Source organism: Anaeromyxobacter sp. SG66, assembly GCF_022690805.1.
GTDB classification, from domain to species: domain Bacteria; phylum Myxococcota; class Myxococcia; order Myxococcales; family Anaeromyxobacteraceae; genus Anaeromyxobacter; species Anaeromyxobacter soli.
This window is the reverse complement of record NZ_JALCZC010000188.1, coordinates 1-4,390: the sequence shown is the minus strand read 5'-3', so window position 1 is coordinate 4,390 and position 4,390 is coordinate 1. Positions and strand designations below refer to the sequence as shown.

The window sequence follows — 4,390 nt, the reverse complement described above, 5'->3', positions numbered from 1 at the left end:
CGCGTTCCTCCTCGCCGGCATCCCGGGCGCCGCGGAGCACGCGCTGCGCGTGTCGCTCGCGGCGCGCGCGCCCCGCCTCGTCGCGCGGAGCCTCCAGGGGCTCGCCGATCCCGGCGCCTTCGCGCTCCGGCGCGCGCTCGCCGGAGGGGCTCCCGGCGACGTCCTCGCGAGCCTCGGCGACGACCCTTCTCCGGAGGCGATGGCGCTCCGCGAGCTCCTGTTCGAGGCCGCGCCCGAGGCGGCCCTGGCCGGGCTCGCCCGGAACGGCACGCCGGCCGCCTGGGAGCTGCGGGAGCGCGGGCTCGAGCGCGGCGCGATCGGCGCGGTCCTCGACGGGCTCGGCGCCGTGGACGATCCCGACGCCTGGGCGCTCCGCGGGGAGGGGCTGCACCGCGAGCTCGTGCTCCCCGTCGCGCGGAGCCTCGCCGGGCTCGCCGGCCCGCGCGCCGACGCGCTCCGGGTCGCGCTCGCCGACCGCGATCGGCTGGCCGCGCTGCGCTCCACGGCGGAGGTGGACGGCCCGGTGTCGCGCGAGCTGCGGGAGCGGCTCTTCGAGCACGCCGCGAAGCGCGTGCTGCGCTCGCTCACCGGGATCGACGCACCGTACGCGTGGGCGCTACGCGAGCGGGCGCTGCCCGCGACGAAGGAGGCGCTCGACTCGGTGGACGGCATGGACCATCCGCGCGCCTGGGCGCTCCGGGAGGCCGGCGCGGAGCTGTGGCCCACGACCGCGGTGTCCTCGCTGCGCGAGCTCGCGCTCCGCGAGCGAGGCCGCGCGCTCGTGGCGCGGGCGCTCCGCGCGGCGCCCGCGAGCCTCCCGGTGCTGCGCAACGCGCACGCGGCGTTCTCCCGCGCGGCGCTCGCCGCCGCGGCGGCGGCACCGGTGGGGCAGGAGGAGGCGGCATGTTCGATCTGACCACGGCGTCCGCGGAGGTGGACCTCGCCGCGCTGCAGGTGGGCGAGCTCGCGCCGCGGTTCGCCGCCGCGCTCCTCATCGGCTCGGTGCTCGCGCTGCGCCCGTGGCGTTACCTCATGGGCCGGCGGCCGCCGCGCCCGGAGATGGCGCAGGCGCAGATCCTGCTCTGCGTCGCCGCCACGATCATCACCATCGTCATCGGCAACAGCCTCGCGAAGGCGTTCGGGCTCGTCGGGCTCGGGAGCTTCGTGCGGTTCCGCTCCGGCCTCAAGGACCCGCGCGACGCCGCCGTCCTCTTCCTCGTCATCGGGCTCGGCATGGCGTGCGGTCACGGCAGCCTCCCGCTCGCCTTCTCCGGCGCGGCGTTCGCCTGCGTGCTCCTCGCCGGGCTCGATCTGTTCAAGGTCCCCGACGCGCCGGCGGCCCCCGAGGCCGACGCGCGCCGATCCGAGGCGCCGCTCGAGATCCGGCCCGCCCCGGCGCCCGCACCCTCCAAGGAGATCGCCTGATGCCTCGCCGACTGCTCCCCCTCGCCGCCGTCGCGCTCGCCGCCTGCGGCGGGGGCGCCATCACGAACGACCCGACGCCGACCCCCTCCGGACAGAAGAACCTCGCGCCGCTCGCCACCGGAGCGAGCTGGCGGTACCGCGTCACCGATCCGCTCCGCGACGCGCCGTTCGAGAAGACGGTCCAGGTCGTCGGCCCGCAGCAGGTGCCCGGGTCCACCGCGTCGGCGATCCTGGTGGTCGACACCGAGCCCACGCAGGAGGAGCGCGGCTGGCTCGTCGAGAAGGACGGCTTCGTCCTGCGCGCCCGCGAGGAGGACCGGAAGGCCGGCCTGCTCGTGCGCACCACCACCTGGTCCCCCGCCGCGCCGAAGACCCTCTCCGCGTCGGCGCCGGTCGGCTCGGTGTACGAGGCGACCGTGCTCGAGCACGAGGAGCACGCGGACGGGACCTTCACGGAGAAGAACCAGACCTACCGGTTCACGGTGATCGCGAAGGACGTGCAGGTGACCGTGCCTGCGGGCACCTTCACCTGCCTGCAGGTCGCGCGCGTCCGCCTGGACAAGATCGGCAGCGACCGCACCTACTGGCTCGCACCCGACGTCGGGAAGGTCCGCGAGGAGGGCGAGCGCACCGAGGAGCTCGTCGCCTACACGCCCGCGCCGTGAGGGCGTGCACGCCTCGCGAATCCTCACTCCGCGACGGCGCCGCAAGGACGAAAGACCTCGCTCGAGCGGCCGTCGTCCAGGGGAGCTCGAGTCGAGGGCACGGGACGCCGAGCGCCGCGTCGCGGCGGCGATACGCGCCGATATCGCGGCGCCGATGTAGGCAACCGCCCGTAAGGGCTGGGAATTCTGGCGGTAGTAACGTTGACCCCCTCGCGAGGCGAGCCCTATACTTCCGGGCCGTCGGCGCTTTCCCGGGCCCTCCTCTCGCCGAGCGTACCCACCTTGAGCGCATCCTCCCTGGACGAGCAGATCCGGTCGCACCTCGAGACGCTGGAGGCCGCGCCCGGCGATCCCGCCGCGTTCGAGGCGCTCGAGGCGCTCTACGAGCAGGAGGCCCGCTGGGAGGACCTCGTCTCGCTGTACGAGGGGCGAGCGCGCCTCGTCCCCGAGCCCGGCGCGCCGCTCCTCGCCAAGGCGGCGGCGCTCGCGACGACGAAGCTCCGGAACGTGGCCCGGGCGGAGGAGCTCTACCAGCAGCTCCTCCGGGCCGATCCGGCCGAGCCGGGGGCGCTCGCCGCGCTCACCCAGCTCCTCGAGGATCGCCAGGACTGGCCGGCCCTCGCCGCGGTCCTCGAGCGCGCCGCCGGGGCGGCGGAGCCCGCCGAGGCGGCGCGGCTCACCCTGCGGCTCGGCGTGCTGCACGAGGAGCGGCTCGGGCGGAGAGATCGCGCGGCGCTCCTGTACGCGCGCGCCTGTCGCCAGGACCCGCGGCTGGCCGAGGCGCGCGCCCGGGGCGTCGCCGGCTTCGCGGCGCTCCGCCACTTCGCGCAGGCGAAGCGGCTCCTCGACGAGGCGCGGGACGCGGGCGCGGACGGGCCGACGCTCGCCGCGGAGTACGCCCTCCTCGCCGCGCGGCTCGTGGACGAGCCCCTCGAGCACGGCCTCGCCACCGACGCGGTCATCGAGGCGATGGCGCTCGACCGGGCCGCGCCCGGCGGGCCGGAGATCCGCGAGCGCCTGCGGGCCTTCCCGCGCGCGTGGCGCGACGAGGCGCGCACGCTGGAGGCGCGCGTCCCGAAGGCGCGCGATCGCCGCGAGGCGGCCGCGCTCCAGCTCCGCCTGGCCCAGCTCCACCTCGCCTACGATCCCGAGGGCGTGAAGCGCGCGCTCGAGCGGCTCGACCGCGCCTGGGCGCTCCTGCCCGGCGATCCCGCCGCCCTCGACCTCCTCGCCCGCGTGCACGCCGAGAAGGGCGATCACCGCGCGCACGCCGACGCCCTCGCGCGGCTCGCGACCAAGACCCGCGACCGCGCCGCCCTGGTGGCGCTACACCTGGAGATGGCGCGCGTCGACGTGATCCGCTTCGCCGACGCGGAGAGCGCGCTCGACGCGCTCGGGAAGGCGCTCGCGCTCGATCCCGCCTGCGAGGCGGCCGCGCTCCAGGCCTTCGAGCACCACGCCGACGCAGGCCGGTTCGAGGAGGCGCTCGCGACGCTCGAGCGGCACCTCGCCGCTGCGCCGCCGAAGGCCGCGCACGCGCCGCTGCGGGTCCGCGCGGCGCAGCTCGCCCGCGAGCGGCTCGAGGATCCCGCCCGCGCCCGCCGCCACCTCGAGGCGGCGCTCCGCGCCGATCCCGGCCACGCGCCCGCCGCCGCGGCGCTCGCGCCGCTGCTCGCGGACGCGGGCGAGTGGACCGCGCTCGCCCAGGTGCTCGAGGCCTCGGTGGGCCTGGAGCGCGATCGCGCCGAGCGGATCCGGCTGCTCGAGCGGCTCGCCGAGGTCCAGCAGGAGCGGCTCGGCCGGCCGAAGGACGCCCTCCGGACGCTCTCGCGCGCGCTCGCGCTCGACCCGTCGCGGGCCGCGACGCGCAAGGCGATGGAGGGCGCCGCCGCGCGCGCCGACGCCTACCTCGACCTCGTGCGCGCCTACCGCGCCGCCGCCAGCGCGGTGCAGGACGACCTCCGCGCGCGGAAGACCCTGCTCCGCCGCGTGGCGGAGATCCTCGATCGCGACCTCGGCAAGCCCGAGGAGGCGGTGGGGGCCTGGCGCGCGCTCTCGGAGCTCGACCTCGAGGACCGCGGGGCGACCGCCGCGCTCGAGGCCTGCATGGCGCGCGCGGGCCAGCAGGTGGAGCTCGCGCACGAGCTCGAGCAGCGCCGCGACGCGGCGGCGGGCGACGAGCGGCGCGCGCTCTCGGCCCGGCTCGGCGCGCTGTGGCTCGACGCCGCCCAGCCCGAGCGAGCCGCGGCGGCCTGGCGCGACGCGCTCGCCGCCAGCGAGGACGACGCGGGGCTCTGGGG

The 4,390-nt window shown here is 77.5% G+C and carries 3 protein-coding genes and 1 pseudogene; all 4 read left to right on the top strand.

The features are described from left to right. A pseudogene (locus MNZ39_RS23415) lies at positions 1-916 on the top strand (thymidylate kinase); the annotation flags it as partial. After that, complete coding sequence (locus tag MNZ39_RS23410; protein ID WP_242341499.1) at positions 904-1,425, top strand: DUF4956 domain-containing protein; 522 nt, start codon at positions 904-906, stop codon at positions 1,423-1,425. The pseudogene MNZ39_RS23415 and the gene MNZ39_RS23410, both read left to right, overlap by 13 nt. Next, the gene (locus MNZ39_RS23405) at positions 1,425-2,090 is read left to right on the top strand and encodes a hypothetical protein (protein ID WP_242341498.1); all 666 of its coding nucleotides are present in this window, start codon (positions 1,425-1,427) and stop codon (positions 2,088-2,090) included. The genes MNZ39_RS23410 and MNZ39_RS23405 overlap by 1 nt, the downstream gene beginning before the upstream one ends. A gap of 282 nt (positions 2,091-2,372) precedes the next feature. Beyond that, a partial coding sequence (locus tag MNZ39_RS23400; RefSeq protein WP_374202559.1) for a tetratricopeptide repeat protein occupies positions 2,373-4,390 on the top strand: 2,018 nt, incomplete at its 3' end.